At 62.2% G+C, this 16,804-nt stretch carries 14 protein-coding genes and 1 pseudogene; 2 read left to right on the forward strand and 13 right to left on the reverse strand.

The genetic code is table 11. The features are described from left to right. Nucleotides 1-27: 27 nt before the first annotated feature. On the forward strand, nucleotides 28-1,098 hold the full coding sequence (locus PM3016_RS21325; RefSeq protein ID WP_014370887.1) for an SDR family oxidoreductase: 1,071 nt from the start codon (nucleotides 28-30) through the stop codon (nucleotides 1,096-1,098). A 49-nt stretch (nucleotides 1,099-1,147) separates the two neighbouring features. Here the strand turns inward: PM3016_RS21325 and PM3016_RS21330 are convergent, their stop codons facing one another. The 3 genes from PM3016_RS21330 to PM3016_RS21340 form a co-directional block, all read right to left on the reverse strand. Then, on the reverse strand, nucleotides 1,148-1,522 hold the full coding sequence (locus PM3016_RS21330) for a winged helix-turn-helix transcriptional regulator (RefSeq protein ID WP_013918603.1): 375 nt from the start codon (nucleotides 1,520-1,522) through the stop codon (nucleotides 1,148-1,150). A 122-nt stretch (nucleotides 1,523-1,644) separates the two neighbouring features. After that, nucleotides 1,645-2,781 (reverse strand): serine hydrolase domain-containing protein, encoded by a 1,137-nt coding sequence (locus tag PM3016_RS21335; RefSeq protein WP_238540275.1) that lies wholly within the window; start codon nucleotides 2,779-2,781, stop codon nucleotides 1,645-1,647. Nucleotides 2,782-2,885: 104 nt separating this feature from the next. Continuing rightward, the gene (locus tag PM3016_RS21340) at nucleotides 2,886-4,718 is read right to left on the reverse strand and encodes an SgrR family transcriptional regulator (protein ID WP_014370889.1); all 1,833 of its coding nucleotides are present in this window, start codon (nucleotides 4,716-4,718) and stop codon (nucleotides 2,886-2,888) included. Between the two features lie 117 nt (nucleotides 4,719-4,835). Between PM3016_RS21340 and PM3016_RS21345 the strand changes: the two genes are divergently transcribed. Then, a complete protein-coding gene (locus tag PM3016_RS21345; RefSeq protein WP_014370890.1) occupies nucleotides 4,836-6,095 on the forward strand; it encodes an MDR family MFS transporter in 1,260 nt (419 codons plus the stop codon). Here PM3016_RS21345 and PM3016_RS21350 read toward each other — a convergent pair. The 10 genes and pseudogenes from PM3016_RS21350 to PM3016_RS21395 form a co-directional block, all read right to left on the reverse strand. After that, a complete protein-coding gene (locus PM3016_RS21350) occupies nucleotides 6,060-6,554 on the reverse strand; it encodes a hypothetical protein (protein WP_014370891.1) in 495 nt (164 codons plus the stop codon). The genes PM3016_RS21345 and PM3016_RS21350 overlap by 36 nt on opposite strands. A 528-nt stretch (nucleotides 6,555-7,082) precedes the next feature. Continuing rightward, nucleotides 7,083-7,621 (reverse strand): annotated as a pseudogene (locus PM3016_RS21355) (flavodoxin family protein). 26 nt (nucleotides 7,622-7,647) lie between these two features. Then, nucleotides 7,648-8,922, reverse strand: a complete 1,275-nt coding sequence (locus PM3016_RS21360; RefSeq protein WP_014370894.1) for an ATP-grasp domain-containing protein — start codon at nucleotides 8,920-8,922, stop codon at nucleotides 7,648-7,650. A gap of 36 nt (nucleotides 8,923-8,958) precedes the next feature. Continuing rightward, the gene (locus PM3016_RS21365) at nucleotides 8,959-10,197 is read right to left on the reverse strand and encodes an MFS transporter (protein WP_013918610.1); all 1,239 of its coding nucleotides are present in this window, start codon (nucleotides 10,195-10,197) and stop codon (nucleotides 8,959-8,961) included. Beyond that, the gene (locus tag PM3016_RS21370; protein ID WP_013918611.1) at nucleotides 10,187-11,116 is read right to left on the reverse strand and encodes a transketolase family protein; all 930 of its coding nucleotides are present in this window, start codon (nucleotides 11,114-11,116) and stop codon (nucleotides 10,187-10,189) included. Before PM3016_RS21370 ends, PM3016_RS21365 begins: the two co-directional genes overlap by 11 nt. After that, nucleotides 11,113-11,922: a 1-deoxy-D-xylulose-5-phosphate synthase N-terminal domain-containing protein gene (locus PM3016_RS21375; RefSeq protein ID WP_014370895.1), complete on the reverse strand. Its 810-nt coding sequence runs from the start codon at nucleotides 11,920-11,922 to the stop codon at nucleotides 11,113-11,115. The genes PM3016_RS21370 and PM3016_RS21375 overlap by 4 nt, the downstream gene beginning before the upstream one ends. Further along, nucleotides 11,923-13,773 (reverse strand): M20/M25/M40 family metallo-hydrolase, encoded by a 1,851-nt coding sequence (locus tag PM3016_RS21380; protein ID WP_014370896.1) that lies wholly within the window; start codon nucleotides 13,771-13,773, stop codon nucleotides 11,923-11,925. Beyond that, nucleotides 13,773-14,831 (reverse strand): N-acetyl-gamma-glutamyl-phosphate reductase, encoded by a 1,059-nt coding sequence (gene argC / locus PM3016_RS21385; RefSeq protein ID WP_014370897.1) that lies wholly within the window; start codon nucleotides 14,829-14,831, stop codon nucleotides 13,773-13,775. The genes PM3016_RS21380 and argC overlap by 1 nt, the downstream gene beginning before the upstream one ends. Continuing rightward, a complete protein-coding gene (locus PM3016_RS21390) occupies nucleotides 14,828-16,150 on the reverse strand; it encodes a DegT/DnrJ/EryC1/StrS aminotransferase family protein (RefSeq protein ID WP_013918615.1) in 1,323 nt (440 codons plus the stop codon). The genes argC and PM3016_RS21390 overlap by 4 nt, the downstream gene beginning before the upstream one ends. Beyond that, complete coding sequence (locus tag PM3016_RS21395; RefSeq protein ID WP_013918616.1) at nucleotides 16,140-16,790, reverse strand: hypothetical protein; 651 nt, start codon at nucleotides 16,788-16,790, stop codon at nucleotides 16,140-16,142. Before PM3016_RS21395 ends, PM3016_RS21390 begins: the two co-directional genes overlap by 11 nt. Between the last annotated feature and the right edge of the window lie 14 nt (nucleotides 16,791-16,804).

The following is a 16,804-nucleotide window of genomic DNA, read 5'->3' on the forward strand; positions in this document are numbered from 1 at the left end:
ACAACAAACAAAGGAGTGGACCTGACCATGAAGCTCAAGGAAGGATCTGTACGCAAGACCGCTCTGGTCGTAGGAGCAAACGGCGTCATCGGACGGAACCTGATCGAATACCTGAAGGAACTGCCCGACTGGGACATCATCGGCTTGTCGAGACGCGGCGGAGAGGCGCAAGGCCGGGTCCGCTACATCCCCGTCGACCTGCTCGACGCAGGGGATACCCGGGAGAAGCTGGGCGGACTGACCGACGTAACGCATATCTTCTATGCCGCTTATCAGGATCGTCCCACGTGGGCGGAGCTCGTGGCGCCCAATCTGGCGATGCTCGTCCATGTCGTTGACGCCGTCGAGCCGGCCGCCCCCCATCTTCAGCATGTCAGCTTGATGCAGGGATACAAGGTGTATGGCGCGCACCTGGGGCCCTTCAAAACACCTGCCCGCGAAACCGACGCCTATCACATGCCGCCGGAGTTCAATGTCGACCAGCAGCAGTTCCTCGAGCAGCGGCAGCGGGGCAAGAACTGGTCCTGGTCGGCCATACGGCCCTCGGTCGTCTGCGGCTTTGCTCTCGGCAATCCCATGAACCTGGCCATGGTGATTGCAGTCTATGCGTCCATGTCAAAGGAGCTCGGCCTGCCGCTCCGGTTTCCCGGCAAGCCGGGCGCTTACAACAGCCTGCTCGAGATGACGGATGCCGGGCTGCTGGCCCGGGCGACCGTCTGGGCGGCAACCGACGAACGGTGCGCCAACCAGGCGTTCAATATCAACAATGGCGACCTCTTCCGTTGGAATGAGCTGTGGCCCAAGATTGCAGCGAACTTCGGTCTGGAGACGGCGCCTCCCCTCCAGATGTCACTCGAAACCGTGATGGCGGACAAAGAACCGCTGTGGAACAGCATGGTAACCAAGTATGGCCTCATGAACAACAGCTATCAGGAAGTGTCTTCATGGCGCTTCGGCGATTTTTTCTTCTCCTGGGATTATGACTTTTTCGCTGACGGAACCAAAGCCCGCCGGTTCGGATTCCACGAATACGTCGACACGGAGGCGATGTTCCTCGGCATCTTCGATGACCTGCGCCGCCGCAGGGTGATCCCCTGACCGATTGAGCTAAGACAGACCGGCCTCCGCTCCTGGAGACCGGTCTGATTCAGTTTGCGCCGGCAGCGCCGCCTTCATGAATAACCCTGGCGTTCGGACCATACACCCGCTCGATATGCGTATCTCCCCACCGGCACATGAGGTGGAGAATCTCCTTCAGGCTCCAGCCATAATCGGTCAGCCCGTACTCCACCTTCGGCGGAACCTGATCATGCGTAATCCGGAGAACGACACCGTCCTCCTCCAGCTCCCTGAGCTGCTGCGTCAGCACCTTCTGGGTCACGGCGGGCATCAGCTTCAGCAGCTCGCCGTTGCGTTTCTTGCCGAAGGTGAGATGGAACAGGATGACGGGCTTCCACTTGCCTCCCATCACTTCCAGCGTCGCTTCGACGGCCGTATTGTACGTTTTTACCCCTTCGGTCACAGGACTTCTCCTCCCCTCTTCATCCCTACCTTACCGTCTTGAGCCCGGAGCTGCAAGCCCATGTCATAGATGAAAAAACAATAAAAAAAAAGAGAGTCCGCCTTACGACTCTCTCTTCCACCCTAACGGCCAAGCTGCAGCAGCTCCCGGATCTTCGCCGCAATCCGCACGTCCGCCTTCCCGTCTCCCTGCTCGCCGCCCAGCCGGTTGGTCAAGACCGCCACCGCCAGCCCCGCCGAAGGATCGGCGAACCCGATGATGCCTCCCATGCCGGCATGCCCGAAAGCATCGGAGCCGCTCCCCATCGCCGAGGGCTGCTCCGGATCCCCCAGCGCATACCCAAGCGCCATCGGGTGGCGGCCTCCCATCACCTCGTCATCCTGATGGTGCTGCAGACGGGTCGCTTCTTCCGTCCGCTCCAGGCTGAGCAGGCGCACGCCGTCCACGCCTTCCCCGATCAGGGAAGCGTACATGCGGGCCAGCGCCTCCGCTGTCATGACGGCGCCCACCGCCGGGACACCGGCGCGGTGAAACAAGGGTTCGTTCCACTCGGGATTGTGAACCGGCATCACGCTTACCGGCAGAACCCGCTTCAGCAGCAGCTCCTCCGGCAGGCTGACCAACTGCTGAACATCCCCGCTGATCCGGGCGATGCGCGGCTCCGCTTCCGGCGGAGCCCCAAAGTAAAGACGGCCCTCGATCCCGAGAGGCCTGCAGATCTCTTCCTCCACAAGGCGCGTGAACGGTGTGCCCGCTGCCCTTGCGGCCGTCTCGCCAAGGATCCAGCCGAACGTCAGTCCGTGGTAACCGGACTTCGTGCCGGGATCCCATAGGGGGGACAGCCCTTCGATCCCGCGGGTCATCGCCTCCCAATCGCAGAGAGTCTCCATGCCGGCGCCTTCGGGCATCTGCGGGATTCCGGCCGAATGGGTCAGCACCTGCCGGATCGTGATCTTGTCCTTACCGTGTGCCGCGAACTCCGGCCAATAAGCCGACACCGGATCGTCATAAGCCAGCATTCCGGCCTGAACGAGACGGTGAATCAGCGTGGCGACGATTCCCTTCGAGGCGGATTGGCCGATGAACAGGGTATCCGGCGCTACCTTGCGGCCGGACAAGCTGTCGGCCGTACCGGAACAGACGCTGAGCACGAGCCTGCCGTTCAGATAAGCCGCCGCCTGCAGCCCGTATGCTTCACTGGAAGACGTGATTTCATCGAGCAGGGGCTGGAGGGCGGCTTCGAGGGACTCTCGGTTCATCCTCATCTCTTCCTTTCTCATTCATAGGTCCGCCTCATTATAACCCCGGTACGTGCCCAGGTCCTGGTACAAAATAAGTGAAACCGTTTTGGCCCCTCAAAGACTTACTCCGGCTCCGGGTGGAACCAGATGCGGTCGAAGTCGACCCAGCCGTACGAATTGACCCGGACGCCGCGGACGGATTGATGGAAAGCCGTGTTCGTCGACTTGTGTACGAGGAACAGGACCGCATGCGTCTCCCGAATCCTCTGCTCCAGCTTCGCCAGTCTCTCCCTGCGCCCGGCCTCCTCCGCCTCCCGGAAGATCCCCGCCGCCTCCTGCCTCACGGCCTCGGCAGTCGCCTCATCCCAGAGCGGAGCAAAAAAGTTGCCCTGCAGGTAAAGCTCCAGCTCCCGCACTTCATCGCCTCCAACCACCACGCCGTACAGCTGGCAGTCGTACTCTGCGAGCGAGGCCGTATCGCCCCATTCGGCCGTGCTTCGGACCGTGAGCTCGACCTGCACGCCGAACGATGCTGCACGCTCTGCAATCCACCGGGCATCCGCCTCGTGATAAGGATAGGTCACCAGCTTCAGGGGCTCTCCCCCGCAGCCGCTCTCCTCAAGGAGCGCCGCAATGTCCGGACCGCTGCGCTTCTGCGTTCCGGCGGCGGTGTCCCCCCTCCCGGACGGCTTCGGCTGGAAGCCGTGGGCCGGGCAGATCCGGTCACCCCCCAGCTCGGCGATCAGCGCTTCCCGGTCCAGCATATGATGCAGCGCTTCGCGGAATGCGGGATGCCGCTGCGGCCCCGGCTTCGCCTGGTTGAACACGAGCAGGGAGCAGCAGGTGAACCGGGTCTCGAGGCTGTTCCAGCCGCTGCCTCCGCTGAGCAGCGCCTCACGCGAAGCGCTGGAGTTCTCCCCGTGCGACGTCATGATGGACGTCCAGTCGGGCTCCTTCAGCCGGCCGGCATCCAGTCCCGCCAGGATGAGCAGCTCCACGCGGTCCAGGTGCGCCCGGCCCCGGAAGTGGGCCGGGAAGGCTTCGAGTACGCACCGTCCGCCGGTGCGGCTCACCACCCGGAACGGTCCCGTTCCCACAGGCACCTGGGCAAAGCCCGCTTCGTCCCGTTCCACCACCTCCCGAGGAACGACCGCCGCAGGGATGGTGCTCAGGAAGCGGGGAAGCAGGTGATTCGGCTCCCTGAGACGGATCCGGACCGTTTTGCGGTTCAGCGCTTCGAGCTGCGAGATGCCCTGAAACCTCCAGCCTCCCGCAAAGCGCGCGGGATTGTCCCTCAGCCGGCTCAGCGTATACACCACATCCTCTGCGGTCAGCTCCCGCCCGTGATGGAACAGAATCCCTTTCCGCAGGTGAAACGTCCACTCCGCCGCATCACTGCGGCTCTCCCAGGAGTGGGCTATTCCGGGCAGGACCCTCCCCTGCTCATCATCATACTCGACTAACGTATGGAACACCTGTCTGGCCAGGTGACAGTCGAACGCGTAATACACAAGACCCGGATCGAGCGTAGTGATCGACCGGTAGACAGGCAGGCGGAGCGTCTCCTGCACCGTATCCGACACCTGCTGGGTGGAGAAGCCGATGCCCTCCGACATCCAGTCCAGGAACCGGTCCTTGACGGCAGGTCCGCCGAAGCGGTTCAGTAGCTCCATGGCTTCCTGGACCTCCCCCTGCTCCATCCGGCGGCGGACCTCCTGCAGCAGCAGCTCGTCGGCATCCATCCGCAGGGTCAGTGTCGAGGTATGCCCCCGGCCCCGGCCGGGCTGCCATTCGATCCAGCCCTGCTCGTGCAGGGTGCGGACAATCGCCTTGACATAGCGGGGCGTGCAGTGCCAGATTCCCGCGAGCCTGTCGACCGTGACCGGGAAGGGCGTCTCTGCTTCCTGTTCGCTGAACATCCGTCTCAGCTCCAAATAGGGGAGCACCGTCTGCATACCTTTCCTCCGTTCTGAACATAAAAGGTGAACGATTCCCACCAAATCATACACTTTTCTGTCCTTTTTGTGCAGGTATACTGAACATAACGACAAAAAGAAAAGAAGGCTGCCCTCATGAAAACAAGTTCGCAAACCAAAACGCCACACCGATTTCGCATTCCTGCCTTTCACCCTGTAGCCTGGGGCGTGATTCTCGGCACCTTTCTGTCCCGGACCGGCTTCTTCATGTCGATCCCGTTCCTCGGGATCTATCTCGGCAAGGTAAAAGGCATCGATCCCGCGATGGTCGGCGCGATCCTGGCCATGAGCCTGCTGGTCGGCACGCTGGGCAGCTTCGCGGGCGGAGCCCTGTCGGACCGCCTGGGAAGGTACCCGGTGATGATCACGGCGATGTCTCTGTGGAGCCTGGTCTTCGTCGGATTCGCTTACGCGGATGCGACCTGGCTGTTCTTCGTGCTCAGCGCCCTGAACGGGCTCTTCCGCAACGTCTTCGAACCTACGGCCCGCGCCCTGCTCGCCGATGTGACGCCGCCCGAGAGCCGCGCCGCCGCCTTCAGCGCCCGCTACTTTGCGATCAATATCGGCGGCGCCATCGGCCCGCTGATCGGTCTGAAGCTCGGGATGGGCGGCACCTCGTCGCTGCTCCCTTTCCTGATCAGCGCCTCGATCTACGCTTTCTATGCCGCGCTGCTCGTCGTCTTCATGATCTCCTTCCGCCACCTGCTCCGGGGCAAAGAGGCGACGGAAGCGTCCGTGGGCCAGATGGTGCGGATCGTATTCACCGACAAAGTGTTCCTATACCTGCTGCTCGGCAATTTCTTCGTGGCCGGCGCCTACTCCCACCTGGACACCACGCTGTCGCAGTTCATCGGCCATGACCGCGTAGAAGTGTACTCCAACCTGTTCTCCGTCAATGCGGTATCCGTACTCGTTCTGCAGTATCCCCTGACGAAGCTCATGAAACGGTATACGTCCCTGACGTCGCTCAAGCTCGGCTGCTTTTTCTTCGGCATCGGGCTCTTCGGATTCGGTCTGTTCGATGACATGCTGCTGCTGTCGCTGTCCATGATCCTGTTCACGACGGGCGAAATTCTGTGCTTCGTGATCGGGGATGTGCTCATTGGAGAAATTGCGCCCGAGTCCCTTCGGGGAGCCTATTATGGCGCAAGCGGCTTCGCTTTTCTGGGACAAAGCCTCTGTGCCTGGATCGGCGGGATGCTCCTCCAGGGTCTCGGCTTTGATCAAGGCCCCGTCATCTTCGGGATTCTGACGCTGCTGACCTTCGCCGCCTTCCCGTTCTTTCACCGGGGGCAGCTCCTTCGGGAGCATCCGGCTGCATCAGCCAAATCGCAGGGGCTGACCGAGCCGGTGTGACGTCATAGCCATAAGGCGGAGCCTCCTTTGTGGGGGGCTCTGCCTTTGTTTTATTTTACCGCAGTCAAGCAGATGATCCTTTTCCTCGCTGGAGACCAGCTCCACTTTACCGTCCCGGGATACGCTGTAGCGCCAGACACTTTGGGCTTCCGTGCCGTTGACGGCAAGCTTCCATGCTTTGGTCAGTGTCACTGTGTGCGTGCCGTCCGCTGCCGTTTCGACTGTCGTCTTCAGTTCTCCGTCAACCCTGTTATCATGTGGCCCTGCCTGGGCTTGAATCGCTTGGCTTCTTCCCGCCGGCGGAAATTCGGGGCGGTCTTTCAGCACGAGTTCGGCGGCTCCAACCTCCTCCGCTGTCAGATGCCTGCCGGCAGATTCGGCTGCGGGCAGCTCCCCGCCTGGGCTGCAGCCTGTCAGCATCATCATGGCCAAGCATAGTGCGGCCAGTTGTTGTTTCATCCGAGTGTGTCTCCTTATGTACCCATAGATGTGTGAACGCTCTTCCCATCTTCTCTGCAGGCAAAGTTGGGCAGCGTGCTGTATATTCCCCTATTTAACGCTCCGTTCCTGCTATAAGTTGCGCGGAAGCATGGAAGGCTTGGAAAGCTTTTGCCATAAGGCTGTGTTAAAATAAGCCTTCATCAATTACGCATCGTTCCAGGAGGTTCTGACAAATTCATGAAACTATCGTTACAGATACCGTTCACGTTCATGCTGCTGCTAATGGTTATGCTGACAGAGTGTTCAGCCAACGAAAGGCACTACACAAAGGAAGACGTACTCCATACGTTCGAGGAACAAGGACTCCGCTTATCCGGGAGTGCTGCACCTTAAGGAAGAAAAGGACCTGGACAAAGAAATCGGCGGAGTGATTGCCGCGCTAAGGAGTACGGAGTAACAAAGACGACCTGCTAAACACAAAAAGGCCGGCACCGGAGTGCCAGCCCTTCATCCTGCTTCCATACGAGTCCACCTAACTATCCTCTATCAACCGTTCCTCCACTCCGCTCTCCATCCATCGACCACCGCGAGCGCCTGCGCATCCTGCAGGATGTCGCCCGGCTTGTTGGCCGTGCCGATCACATGGCCCGCCAGGCGGATGCCCGTGAAGTCGAAGATGTAGCGGAACTGCTGCACCAGCGGCTGTCCCTTCACCTGCGGGTCGTCGTCCCCTACGGCGATCACGTACGCCGGCTTGCCCGCGAGGCCGGCAAGAAACTCCTTGCGATTCTCACGCAGGGATTGGGACCACCGGTCGATGAAGGTCTTGAGCACGCCCGAGATCCCGTACCAGTAGATCGGGGTGCGAATACCAGCGCATCCGCCGCAACGACGCGGCCGATCAGCTCGTGATAATCGTCGTCCGGATAGGGACCCGGTTCTTCATGCCGGTAATCGACGATGGGCTGAAGGCGGTAATCGGACAGATAGAGATGATCCGCCTCCCTCCCCTCCGCCAGCCGGGCGGCCAGGATATCCGTATTGCCGTTCCGGCGCGAGCTTCCGTACAGTACTGCGATTCCCATTGTAGATTCAACGCCTCCTTCAGGGCCTAAGTTCCGTTCGCCAGAGGCAGCTGCGCCTCCTCATAGGTGATTGTAACACGAGCCGTCAGCGCCTGCGCTGCTTCTTTGGCTTCAAGGGGCGTGTCAGCCGCCGTGATGACATACCCGAGGCGGTCGTCGGAGCTGCGGGGCACGATGACCTCGTCCCCCGGCTTTACCGCAAGGTGCGAGCGCACCGCGTATGGGCTCTCCTTCCACGCCTCGAGTCCGCCGAGCTCCGCCACGGTTCCGTCCCGATCCGCCGTCAAGTAGGCAATGGCGGCGGCACGCTGCCGGCTGGGGGTAAGAAGCGGCTCGACCGGCTCGCCGAGATAATAACTCACCGTGGCGGCAAAAATGTCGATGCCGAACGCCTGCACGAGCAGGTCCGACGAGATCTGGTCGCCGCCCGGCCGGCCGTTCACCTCGATGATGCGCGGGCCGTCCGCCGACAGCTTCACCTCGACATGGCTCGGTCCGTTCACCAGGCCGATCGCCTTGAGTGCGCTGACCGCCGTATCGATCAGCGCCGCTTCGCTCTCGCGGTGAACCGAAGTCGGCAGCGTGTGCAGCACTTCCACGAAGTAAGGCAGCGGCGAAGTGCGCTTCTCGGTGACGGCGGCGAACACCGGCGTTCCCTCCTGCAGGAACAGCTCGACGCTGAATTCCGGACCGCCGATGTATTCTTCGACCAGATACTCTTCCCTGACCTTGAAATCCATGTACGTGACCTTGAACTGCTGGAGCTGGGCGAAGGCCTCCCGCAGTTCCTCTTCCCTATTGATAAAATATACGCCCTGCGAGCTCGCGCAGTTCGTAGGCTTGAGGACGACCGGGTACCCGATCGCCCCCGCCGCTTCCAGCGCTTCCTCCAAGGTGCCGACTTTCCGGTACTTCGCCCCGGGCACGCCGTGCTGCTCATAGGCCTGACGCGCCAGGTCCTTGTTCCGGGCCCGCAGCGCCGCTTCATACGGTACGCCCCGGAGACCGAGCCGCTCGGCGGCCTGCGCCGTCAGATGCGACGCATAATCGGTCGCCGGAATCAGCGCGTCCAGCCTGCCGAAGTACGGTGAAGCGGCAATCGCCTCATAGATCGACTCCCCGTCCCGGATGTCCGCCAGGAGCAAATCATGATAGATGCCCTCATAACCGTATTTGGCGGGATTGTCCTTGGACGATACGATGGCCACTACCTGATGCCCCTGCTCATATGCCGCTCTCGCGAAGCTCACCCCGTAGAAGCTCGGTTCCACAAAAGCGATGATTTTCTGCTTGCTGCTCATACCGGGAATACCCTCCTTTTCAATCACCAATGTTCACTATGGCTCCAACGTGGCGTTCTGTCCCTGTCCCGCGGCTCCAAGCGGCTTCAGTACATAAGCAACCACAAAGTACAGCACCAGTCCGGCAAGCATCAAGGCGCCGATGCCCGCAAAGCCGAAGCCCGGCGCCACCCGGTCCAGCACGACGCCCAGACCTGTGGCCGACACGCACTGCAGCAGCAGCGAGATCGCAATCCAGACGGACATCGCCCGGCCCATGAACGACTTCGAGACCGTCTCCATCAGCCGGGTGTTAATAATGATTCGCAGCGACGAATTGCTGAGGCCGAGCAGCACGCTGCCGAGATACAGGAGCGTCACGGAAGCGCTGAAGGCCCAGGCGAACAGAATGCCGGACGCCAGCAGGAAGAACAGCGTAATCGCGCCCTGGTTCGAGAGCTTGCGTGCGAGCGGAGCGGCTGCGAATCCGGATAGCAGACCGCCGATGCCATAGAACATATCGGAGAGACCGAACACCACGGAATCGCCCTGCACCGGACCGTTCACATAGCCGGGGAGCACCACGTTGAAGATCATGACGGCGACCACCGGGATGATGGACACGACGCCGAGCAGGAAGACGGGCGGCCGTTCTTTGAGGTAGCGCAGCCCTTCCTTGAAATTGGCGAAGAAGGATTCGCCCTTGTTCTCCACGGGCAGCGGAGTATACCGGACGCGGGAGAGGAAGAGCGAAGAGACCACGAACGCGGCGGCATTCAGGATAAGGATGAATTCGAAGCCGTAATATTTGTAGAGAATCCCCGAGGCCGCCCCGGCCAGGAACATGCCGACCTGCAGCGAGATCTCGATAAGCGAATTGCCGTTAATGAGCTCCTTCTCCGTGAGCAGCTCCTGCACGAGGCTGCGGGAGGCCGACATATAGACGGTCCAGCCCATGCCGTTGATAATCGTGAAGAGATAGAGATAAACGGAATGAAAGCCCGTGAACAGGAATGCCAGAGCAAGCGCAAAAATCAGCACCGCGCGGGCCCAGTTGGCGCCCTGGATGATGCTGCGGCGGTTGAAGCGGTCCGTCAGCGTGCCGACCAAAGGCGAGATGGCGAACCCGGCGAGGACATTCAGCGTCAGCATGAAGCCGATGGCGCCGAGCGACCCGGTGCGGTCCATGAGATACCAGTTGGCCCCGATCGTGCTCATGCCGACCCCGAAACCGCTGATGATATCCGACAGGAAGTAGTTACGGAACTGCCGCGACTTCAGTACGCTAAATACCATGATGCCCTCCGATCGCAGCCGCCTGCCGCCTCAGTCCGGGAAGCCCGAAGCCGAGCTGCTCCAGCACCTCCGCGTGCGTGCCCCCGTAGACCGGCCACTCCTCGCCGCAGTCGTGGGAGTACACCCGGCACTCCGGCAGCAGCAGCGAGAGATAGGATGCCGTTCCTCCGGTGCCCCGGTGCTCCTCCACGACGAGGAAGGTGCCGGACAACGTCCGCAGCTCTTCCGCATAGCGCTTCAAGGATGGGCTGTCCACGTAGACCAGGTGGGCGTGAAGCAGGTCCGGGTTCTCTTCAGCCAGCCTGGCGCAGATTTCCGTCGCCTGTTCGCCTACCGAGATCAGGCACAGCTGCGCTCCTTCCCGCTTCCCCCCCTGGTAGAGAATCTCGCGCGCACTGCTTCCAGTCGGCCGCTCCAGGCTGCGGAAGCCGTCATTGCGGGCGAGCCGGATATAATAAGGCTCGGGGGAGGCCGCCGCTTCCCGGATGACCCGCCGGGTCTCTTCCTCGCCGTGGGGGCAGGCGATCCGTACATGCTGGAACGACTGCAGGACGGCGATATCCTCCAGGCAGTGGTGCGTCGTGCCGAACCAGCCGCCGGATACGCCTCCGTAAGCGGCGGCGATCTTGATATTTTTGCCCATATAGCCCATGGCCAGCTTGATGCTCTCGGCCGCTCTCAGCGCAGCGAACGAAGCGAACGTGGAGAAAAACGGCACAAACCCCGCCTCCGCCAGCCCCGCCGCCATGTCGATCCCGGCCGCTTCCGCGATGCCGATATTGAAGAAGCGGTCCGGGTGATCCGCCTGGAACACATGGTTCTTGCCCCCGAGATCCGCTTCCATGCAGATGATCCTGCCGTCATTGCGCGCAAGCTCCGTCAGCTCCGCCTTGTAGGCTTCTCTGCTCGATAGACTCATGACAGGCTCCTTTTCCATTTCTCGGCCGTCTTCTCCGGAATTTTGGCATAGTGGGCATCGGGGTTGCCTTCGATCGCCCGGACCCCCTTGCCCTTGACCGTGCGGGCGAGCACGGCAAGCGGGCGGTCCGGCGGGGGCTCCACCGCATGCAGGATCTCTCCGTAATCATGCCCGTCCAGCTCCCTGACGTGGAAGCCGAACGCTTCGAAGCGCTCCCTCAGACGGGGAACCGGGGAAATCTCCTCCAGCAGGCCGTCGTTCTGGCCTCCGTTGACATCCACGATATAGATGAAATTGGCGATCCCCTTCGCCTGCACGATCTGGGCGGTCTCCCACACGAGCCCCTCCTGCAGCTCGCCGTCTCCGCCGACCGCAATGCCAAGGCCGCCGGTGCCCTTGAGCCGCTGGGCGAGCGCCCAGCCGGCCGCATACGGGATGCCGTGGCCCAGGCTGCCCGTGGCAAACGGGATGCCCGGCAGCTTGTGGTTCGGGTGCCCCGTGAACAGCGAGCCGCTGCGGCCGTAGGTCTCCGCGGGGTTCTCCGCGATGACGCCGTGCACGTGGAGGGCCGCATACAGGGCCGCCGCCGAATGGCCCTTGCTGAGCACGACCGCGTGCGGGGGCCCGCTCCCGAACTTGGCGAAGACGGCCAACAGCAGGTCGATCACCGACAGGCTGCCGCCGATATGGCAGCCGGTCGGACCCGCCGCCATGTCGATGATCAGCCGCCGGGCCTCCCTGGCCAGCTCCGGCAGCCTGGCTGTCAGGTCCTCGCGCCGGTCTCCCGCAGTAATCAGCGCATCCATCTACACCCCTCCTCCGAGCCGGAACCATTCGTTCACGGCTTCTCTCAGGATCGTCCGGGACGACAGGACTTCGGCGAAATGCAGGTACTCCCGGTTCGTATGATCGAGACTCGAATCCCCGGGACCGTAAGCCACCATCGGCACGCCGTCCCACGTGGCCGCCAGCGTGTTCATATCGCTCGTGCCGCGCTTCTTGATGTAATGTACCGTCCGTCCTTCCTTGGCGAAGCTTCGGACGAAGCTCTTGACAAGGGGGTCGCTCCGCCCGTTGGCATAGCCGGGTGTGGCCCGCAGCACCTCCACGCGTACGTCTTCTCCAAGATCGTCCAGCGCGATGCTTCGGCTGTAGTCCCGGCCTGCCGCAGGTGAGATCCGGAAATTCAGCGTGCCTGTAATGCTCAGTAATCCCTTCTGATTTGTATGTTTAACGTCGATCAGCGATGACAGGGAATCCGGGTCGATTTCCTTAACCCGGCGGCGGATCGTGTCCGCCGCGGCGTACAGCTCGTCGATCACACTGACGCTGTCCTTGGCGGCCGTGTGTTCCTGCAGCCGGGAGACGGTGATCTCCAGCTTGAACAGACCGTAGTAACCGAGGGTCAGGCTGTTCTCCCCGCTCGGTTCGCCGATGATCACGGCATCCGCCGCATAATGGTCCCTGACGTGGAGGGCGCCTTTGGAGGAGGAGACCTCCTCCTCCACCGCTCCGATCACGAGCAGCGTCCCGTCCCCGGGCACTTCGGCTTCGCCAAGCATGTGGATGAAGTTGACGAAGCTTCCCTTCGCATCCACAACGCCTCGGCCTGTCAGGCCCGCTTCGTCATTCGCCGCCTGCCACTGGTAAGGCACAGTGTCGATATGCCCGAGCAGCAGGAGCGTGCGGGGGCCGCTGCCCCGGCGGAACACGATATTACCCGCCTCGTCGATGAAGCCCGTCACGCCGGGATAGCGCACTTCCTGAAGGAGGAACGAGGCCAGCTCATGCTCGTCGTACGAAGCTGAGGGAATCCGGCTCACCTTCGAGAGCAGGCCCACCCCGGCCTCTTCCGCCTCCCGCGGGAAGTTCCAGAACCAGGTCCGGCCGCCGCCTTCGAGCGTATGAGGCCCGGTGATGCATACGTCGCCCGCCCCCTGCTCCAGCGCGATGGCGGCGGCACGCACCTTCTGCTTCATCCTGCCTTGGACCCAGGGCAGCTCCTCGCCCGGATACACATGCCGGATCGTCGATCCGGCATCTTCGATATCCTGCAGGATCCCAGGCGTGCCGGTGACAAAGCGCAGGTGCTGCGCGCCGAGATCCACCGCGAGATGGGCGGCGAGCACATCCGCATCGATATTGATGTAATCCCCGAGCGCCGGATCGTAGATCGGCGGCGTCAGGATGACGACATCGTAAGCGTCCAGCGCCGAATGCAGGAAAGCGGTATGGGCTCCGGCGTAGCTGCCGAACAGCGAATCGCGGACGATCAGGGTCCGGCCGTCTTTAACGGCTTTGAGCGGCTTCGCTTTCGTCCCCGTGACGACCCGGTTGTCCCCGCCGACCTGGGCGAACACGCTCAGCCCCTGCTCCCGCAGGGCGGCCGCGGCTTCCGCGAGGATGATCTCGTGATAAGCCGCCCGGATCACCGGCATCTCCTCCGGTGCGCAGTAGCGTACCTCATCGCCGCTCGGAAGAGTCAGGAAGGGCATCTCCCGGCCAAGCTGCTCGTACTTGCGCTTGATGCCCTCCGCCCCGCCCGCGACGAGCAGCACGCGGCCGCCGCGCTCCGAGATCCGCCGGATCTCGCCGAAGATCTCCGGCCGGTTCAGCACGGTGCTGCTGCCAAGCTTGATCACATAGAGGTTGTCCATCAAGGCCACGCCCCTTCCGCTGTGTACTCCAGCCCGGCCTCCTCGGGCAAGCCGAAATACAGATTGGCCGCCTGGACCGCCTGCCCGGCCGCCCCTTTGATCAGGTTGTCGATGCTGGCGATCGAGACGCAGCTGCGGCCGTCGACATAAGCGCCGACTTCCGCCAGATTCGTGCCCGTGACGGTCTTGATCATCGGCCCGTGGGGTCCGTTCTTTGAATTGAAGTAATGAATGAAGGGCTTGGAGGCGTACGTGCTGTAGAAGGCCTTGCGGACATCCACCTCGGTCACCCCTTCCTTCAGCTGCGTGTAAGAGGTGACCAGGATCCCCCGGGGCAGATCGAGGCTGAAGGTGGAGAACTGCAGCTCGATCTCCCGGCCGAGGTGTCCCTTCAGGGCATGCTCGATCTCCGGCTTGTGCCGGTGACCGTGCACCTTATGCGGCCGGAAGTTGTGTGCGCGCTCCGCGTGGGTCTCGGAGCTGGCCTTGCCGGCCCCGCTGGAGCCGGTCTTCGCATCGGTGACCACCCGGGGCTCGATCAGATCGTGGGCGGCCAGCGGATACAGGGAGTAGATGCTCGCCACCGCCATGCAGCCGGGCAGATTGACGAGTCTCGCATCCCGGTTGATCTCGCTGAACTCCGGGATGAAGTAGTGGCTGCCCCCCGGGACCCCGTATTTCAGGGTCTCAGGGTAATGCCGCTGCAGCAGATCGGGGTCCGAGATCCGGTAATCCCCGCTGAGGTTGAAGATCCTGTCCGTCTGGCCCGCCACTCCTTCGATGAACCGGGGGAGGCTCCCGGTGGGCAGGCAGGTGAAGATGAGGTCATAGGGCCCTTCGAGCTCCTCGAGCTTGCGGAATTTCAAGGAACCCGGTTGTTTCTTATGTAACGAGGAGATAAAATAACGATCCACCGGCAGGCCGGCCTTGGATTCCGAGGAAATGAAATCCACGCGGATCTGCGGATGCCGTCCCAGCAGCCGGTATAGCTCCGCCCCGGTGAATCCGCTGCCGCCGACAATGGCGGCCCTTAACGTCTTCGGTTCCACAGCACTCATCCCAGTCTGGCGTCCCTTTCGTATAAGACTTTGGTTTCCTTGTTCTTCAAGGCCAGCTCCCGGATGACCTCCGGATTCGCGTCGATCTTGCGGAAGGCCAGCGCATAGGCCTGGATGCGCTCGTACTCGACCGGCGAACGCAGCTCCCGGCAGATCGTCAGAGTGGAGCGAAGCATCTTCAGCGTCTCGGGAAAATGATGCAGGTCATAGCCGAAGTCCTTCCGCTCCGAGAGGGTGAACGGATACCCGCCCCCGAAGCCGCGCCGGTTCTTGAACGGCAGATGGCCGGGAATCGGCACGTTCTGCCACTCCCTCGCCGGAACGCCTTCGCTCAGGATCAGCTCCTGGATGGCGTTCTTGACCTGGTAATCCTCCAGATCGTCCAGCCCCAGCGCCTCCGGCGAGATCTTCACCCGGTACATGTTGTAGCTGTGCTTATACCCCTCCGGCACATAAGGGCCGCGGAACAGCCGGGTCTGTGTCAGCGCCTTCGTCAGGTAATCGGCGTTGCGGGCCCGGATGGCGTCATAGTACGGCAGCCGGTCGAGCTGGGAGATGCCGAACGCGGCGGCGATCCAGGACATCCGGTAGTCGATGCCGGATTCCTCCAGGAACGCCTGCGCCCGGTCGTAGTCCTCCCGCTCCCGGAAGAAGGCGATGCCTCCCTCCCCGCCGACCGGGAAGTTCTTGTCCGCCATGAGGCTCTGGCCGGCCCCGTCGCCGATCGAGCCGGCCAGCCGGCCGTCGATCGAGGCGGAATGCGCGTGCGAGGCGTCTTCGACAAGACGCAGCGAATACTTGTCGGCCAGGCCGCGCAGGCTCGGCAGATCCGCGGGCAGCCCATGGACATGGACGGGCATGATCGCCTTCGTCTTCTTCGTAATCGCCCGCTCCGCTTTCTCGGGATCGAGGCAGTACGTCCGCGGATCGATATCCACGAAGACGGGGATCGCCTTGGCGGCGACGACGGCCTGGGCCGTGGCGATGAACGTGAAGGCCGGCAGGATGACTTCGTCGCCCGGCTGAACGCCCACACCCGCCAGCGCCAGATGCAGACTCGACGTGCCGCTGGCGGTCGGAATCGCATAGTTCGCCCCGACATAGCTGCGGTAGGCTTCGGCGAACTCCTCCACGACGCTGCCGCCATCCTGCTGGATGGACACCAGCATCTGGGTGATGTCCTCCTTCGTAATCGAAGGGAAGGTGGTCCTGCGCACGTCCTCGGGAATGACCGCCGGACCTCCCTGGTAAGCCAGGAGTTCCCGGATCCAGTCTTCGGTCGGCAGCTCGAGCGGCTTGCGGAGAAAATCAGTCTTCATTCTCGCGGTTCCTCCTCAGCAGGGTTAATTTGACGCAGGCCGCCACGAGCGGGCTCAGCCGGTAGTTGAACTGCACCGCCGGCTGCAGCTCCGGCTCGCTCTCCTCCTGCGTCCACATCGTCTGAAGGTCGAAGGCGCCGAAGATTTTGAGGCGCTCGGCCTTCTTCCAGATCAGGGCATCATTCGCCGCGATGGCGGCGGCAGGGCCGAAGCCGAGGGGGGTGAAATCGAGGACGAGCACCGGAGCGCTGCCCGACAAAGAAGAGATACGGGCTTCGAGGTCGTTCAGGTCATCCCAGCCGACAGCGATGCGTTCGAAGGAGACCGGGACCGACGTTTGGTCCGTCCGTTCCACGCCAAGCCAGCGGATGAACTTTCGTTCCTGCTCGCTCGCGTCTTCGATCCTCGCCGCCGAGCCATGTCCGATGTCCTGGCCCCAGAGGGCCGCATGCACGGCCCCAGTGTAGCTGTTGAAGAGAGAGACATGCTTCTTCCCCGTAATTTTGGAGATGCTTTTCTCGAGGCCCTTCAGCTCACTCTCATTCTTCTCGATGCTCATGATGACGCCCGAGGTAAGCACCCGGGACAGCACGAAGGAGAGCGAAAAAAAATGCGATTTGGAGATTTGTGCGTTTTTCATTTGTCATCCCCGTT

This window comes from Paenibacillus mucilaginosus 3016 (assembly GCF_000250655.1).
GTDB lineage: Bacteria > Bacillota > Bacilli > Paenibacillales > NBRC-103111 > Paenibacillus_G > Paenibacillus_G mucilaginosus.